This window comes from Microcystis sp. LEGE 00066, from assembly GCF_015207925.1.
In the GTDB taxonomy this organism is placed as follows: Bacteria; Cyanobacteriota; Cyanobacteriia; order Cyanobacteriales; family Microcystaceae; genus Microcystis; species Microcystis ichthyoblabe_A.
This window is the reverse complement of sequence record NZ_JADEVX010000272.1, coordinates 1-4,091: the sequence shown is the minus strand read 5'-3', so window position 1 is coordinate 4,091 and position 4,091 is coordinate 1. Positions and strand designations below refer to the sequence as shown.

The 4,091-nt window shown below is 42.4% G+C and carries 3 protein-coding genes and 1 pseudogene; 3 read left to right on the top strand and 1 reads right to left on the bottom strand.

What is annotated here, in order from left to right:
• Nucleotides 1-483 precede the first annotated feature (483 nt).
• A pseudogene (locus IQ224_RS25180) lies at nucleotides 484-896 on the top strand (BrnT family toxin).
• Nucleotides 883-1,134 (top strand): hypothetical protein, encoded by a 252-nt coding sequence (locus IQ224_RS22115; RefSeq protein ID WP_036401676.1) that lies wholly within the window; start codon nucleotides 883-885, stop codon nucleotides 1,132-1,134. The pseudogene IQ224_RS25180 and the gene IQ224_RS22115 overlap by 14 nt, the downstream one beginning before the upstream one ends.
• Nucleotides 1,135-1,172: 38 nt before the next feature.
• On the opposite strand, the gene IQ224_RS22110 is transcribed toward IQ224_RS22115, so the two are convergent.
• Nucleotides 1,173-1,940: an ABC transporter ATP-binding protein gene (locus tag IQ224_RS22110; protein ID WP_002745626.1), complete on the bottom strand. Its 768-nt coding sequence runs from the start codon at nucleotides 1,938-1,940 to the stop codon at nucleotides 1,173-1,175.
• A gap of 275 nt (nucleotides 1,941-2,215) precedes the next feature.
• On the opposite strand from IQ224_RS22110, the gene IQ224_RS22105 reads away from it, so the two are divergent.
• Nucleotides 2,216-3,292 (top strand): AI-2E family transporter, encoded by a 1,077-nt coding sequence (locus IQ224_RS22105; protein ID WP_002745628.1) that lies wholly within the window; start codon nucleotides 2,216-2,218, stop codon nucleotides 3,290-3,292.
• The last annotated feature ends 799 nt before the right edge of the window (nucleotides 3,293-4,091 follow it).

Here is a 4,091-nt window from a genome sequence, read left to right as displayed (position 1 = left end):
TGTAGATAGCCTTGAATAGACGTTCCTTTTAGGTTCAAAAATTTGTCAAGTATCATAAGTAAAATACTCTGGTTTTTGGCTATTATATCAAATCTTAACTCGATTGTCTATCTTTTGATATTAACTTGTTTGTGCCGTAAGTGTCTCCCTGTATAGATTTCAGCTACTTTTAGGCGTAGGTACTCTCATCGAATTTTATTTTAAGTTAATTATTTGCATAACAATTCCCGAAGAGCCATAAAACTTCCTGAAACGGTACAAGTCCAGTTATTAGCAGTCCGCCCTTAAATAGCGAGTAAATTATCTGGGCGTTGCTGATAATAAACGACTTAGGATGCAATACTGACATTAGAAGTGATCGCCCTCTATAAATATAGCGCGAGCGCTTTTTTTTGTCAAAATGATAGAAGTGTGAATGAATGAAGTAAAATTGGCTCTCCCGTACTTGTGGTAATCAGAAAAAATTGCTGATACAGTATTTCCATGCAGTTTGAGTGGAATAAAAACAAAGCAGTAAACAATTTATCCAAGCACGGAGTTTCATTTGAGGAAGCAAAAACTGTTTGGCTCTTCTCGACTTTGTGTGATAATTTTTGCTTATGGAATCGTGAAATGCTTATCGGGTAACACTTTTAGGACTATTTTGTCGAAGAAACTATCAGTATAGACCTCGTTTCCACACAGAAGCCAGAAGAGCCACTGTTTTTGATGATCCTCTCTATGTTGACTTCTATGATCCAGAGCATTCTGAGAGCGAGGAACGATATCTGATTGTTGGCGAGTCAGATCGAGGGCGATTGTTAATTGTATCCTATACTGAAAGAGGAGATGTAATTCGACTCATTAGTGCAAGGGAAGTGACGCAAACCGAACGAGAAGCTTATGAAGAGGGATGAGCCAGAAATGGAAGATGATTTACGGACAGAGTATGACTTGAAGCACCTCCGAGTTAGAAAGTTAGGCGCTGGAAGAAAAAGCTTTGGTGGAGTCACTGTGCGGTTGGAGCCTGATGTCGCAGAAATGTTTCCCACTGCTGATGCGGTTAACGAAGCATTACGATTTTTGATTAGAGTAATGCGAGATAACAAAACTCTTGCTTCTACAGCACAGGCTAACATCAAGGCTGAGTCCTGACGAAATGCGGGGCGGGATTGAGTATTTATCTAAAATCCTTATTCATCCCCTAAATAAGCTTCAATCACCGCAGGATTCTCCCTGACTGTAGCTGGATCTCCCAAAGCGATTAACTTACCGAAATCTAACACGGCAATGCGATCGCATAATCCCATCACTAAAGGCACATGATGTTCGATTAACAGGACAGTTAACGCTAAATTATCGCGTATTTGTCGAATTAGCTGACTTAATGACCCCTTTTCGCTGGGATTCATCCCGGCTGCTGGTTCATCGAGGAGTAATAACTGGGGTTGCAAAGCTAAAGCGCGGGCAATTTCCAAGCGTCTTTGATCACCATAGGCTAAATTACGGGCTTTTCGATTGCTTTGGTCGGTTAATCCGACTAAATCTAATAATTCCCCCGCTCTTTTATAGGTTTTTTCCTCCTCCCTTCTCGAAACTGGTAAACCCAAAATTCCTGTCCAAAGATTGGATCTATTGTGAATATGTCCAGCGATCGCTACATTTTCTAAAGCCGATAATTCACCAAATAAGCGCAAATTCTGGAAAGTCCGGGCAATTCCTGCCTGAGCGATCTGGTGAGGACGATAATTCGCCAGACTGTCGCCTTGATAAATTAAATCACCACTGGATAGGGGAATTAAACCAGTGATCAGATTAAATAAAGTCGTTTTTCCCGCCCCATTGGGTCCAATTAAGCCAAAAATCTCGTTTTTTTGTACCTGAAAGCCAACCCCATCCACAGCGACTAATCCCCCAAATCGACGGGTGGCTCCCCGCACTTCTAATAAATTTGTCTGCATCATTGTTAATAGATTAAATTAGTCGATTTTACTCGATCAAGACGATTGGAAGTAAGCATTGCACCGACCAAAAAAAAAGATATTTGTCAGGAGATTTACCCTGAAAGAATCAGTTGTAGAGATTTATCGGGCAGTTATTTTGATCAGGAAACATTCTACACAATCCCCACCAGATCAGCAAGAAGGCTCACCACTACTAGCGAATCACTACCGATAACGAAAAACTGCCATAATTGCAGCAATGTCCTCATCTAGCCAAAAGGCGATCGCTATTGATGAAAAATGACGCTAAAATTATCGATCTCGTCATCCGGCTGTTTTTTCTCGGCCTGTTGTTATTTGCTGGTTTTACCCTGCTGCGTCCCTTCCTAACCATGATCCTCTGGGGAGCAATTCTGGCGATCGCTTGGTATCCGCTCTTTCTCTGGTTAAAAAAGTTACTCGCTGGCCGAGCGAAACTGGCCACAGTTCTCCTCACCCTACTTTGTCTAGGGATTATTATCGGTCCGGTGAGTGGCATTGCAGCGGTTCTGGCCGGTAATCTGCGAACGCTGGCCGAATATATCGATACCGGTGCGGCGGTGATTCCCCCTCCCCCCACCGATGTGGCCACCTGGCCGCTAATCGGCGAAAGGATTGCCAGTCTCTGGCAGCAGGCATCCGATAACACGGGTCAATTTTTTCAACGCTTCGAGCCACAATTAAAAGAACTGGGCAAAATCTCCCTTTCCCTAGCCACCAGTACCGGTCTGACGGTGCTGAAATTTATCGTATCGATTCTGATTGCGGCGGCACTTACCCTCTCGGCTAAAAATCTGACTCACCTGATGAACCGGTTAGCGGAAAAGATTGCCCCAGGTCGAGGCATCGCGCTGGCCAGTCTAACCGCTTCCACCGTCCGCAATGTTAGCCGTGGTATTATTGGCGTTGCTATTATCCAGAGTCTTTTGATCGGCATCGGTTTAGTGACGGTGGGAACGCCTGCGGCCGGTTTATTAACTTTCCTCACCCTAATTTTGGGCATTCTCCAAATTGGCCCCGGTTTAATTGTCTTGGGGGCGCTCATTCACGCTTGGGTAACATTACCCAATTCCATCGCCCTATTATTTACCCTCTGGATGATTCCCGCCACCTTGGTGGATAATTTCCTCAAACCGATCTTAATGGGGCGCGGTCTGCCCATTCCCATGGTGGTGATTCTGCTAGGGGTGTTCGGGGGAGTGATCGCCTACGGGATTATCGGTTTGTTCGTCGGACCGGTTCTGCTCGGTCTCTGCTACGAGTTAGTCAGGGCTTGGATTGGCGAGGATAGCTCTGAACCAGTGGCAAATAGGCATGATCAGTCAATCTAAAGGCCGATAGATCTAATTTTTACCTTAATCTTTCCAGGGAACTTATACCAAATTTCTAAATCCATGACAGACATCCACGCTCGAATGCTTGCCAAGCCTGCATTCGTTGTGACGCAAATAAAGAAAAATGGTATTAGGAAAAAAAGATGAATTTAACCTGAGTTCGGTTTAAGCAGATTGAGGTAAAAGTAGGCTCATCTAAAGGTAAGATTTCTTCGGTTAGTGACAGTAAGCAATCAAACCGCAGAAAACGTTAAAGCAAAAATTAACCGGACTGAGGTGAGGAGAATGTTCAATTTAAGCAATAGGTATTGATTTGAATGTTGTGGCTGGTTTATTGTAAGAATATAAAGGTGTATATTTGGCTGGTAAGTACCTAAGCAAAATTAATTACACATATCTAACCCCCCTTGCCTCTTGCCTCTTGCCTCTTGCCTATCTTCACTAGGAAATTAATTTTGCACGACTACTTAATTACTAGAAAACTAAAGGAAAATTATTGATTTTATATTTAAAAAGTTTAATTCGCAAATTAGTTTAAAAACTATAAAAAAGTTTGCCAATTTTTGAACGAAAATTATTTTTTATTCCCAAATATCACCCATTTATTGTCTGTGAGAAACTTGGTGTATTTATTGATTTTTATTATTTATACAAATCTTGCTAGGCAAAGCTTTAAAGACCATACTTTAGAAAATTATTCCTATTCTTATCCCTTACACACAGAAACAATAAGAGGCGATTTATCCACTTAATTAGGGTCTGCTGAAAAAGTTTTTCCTGGGGGTAGGGTGTGGGG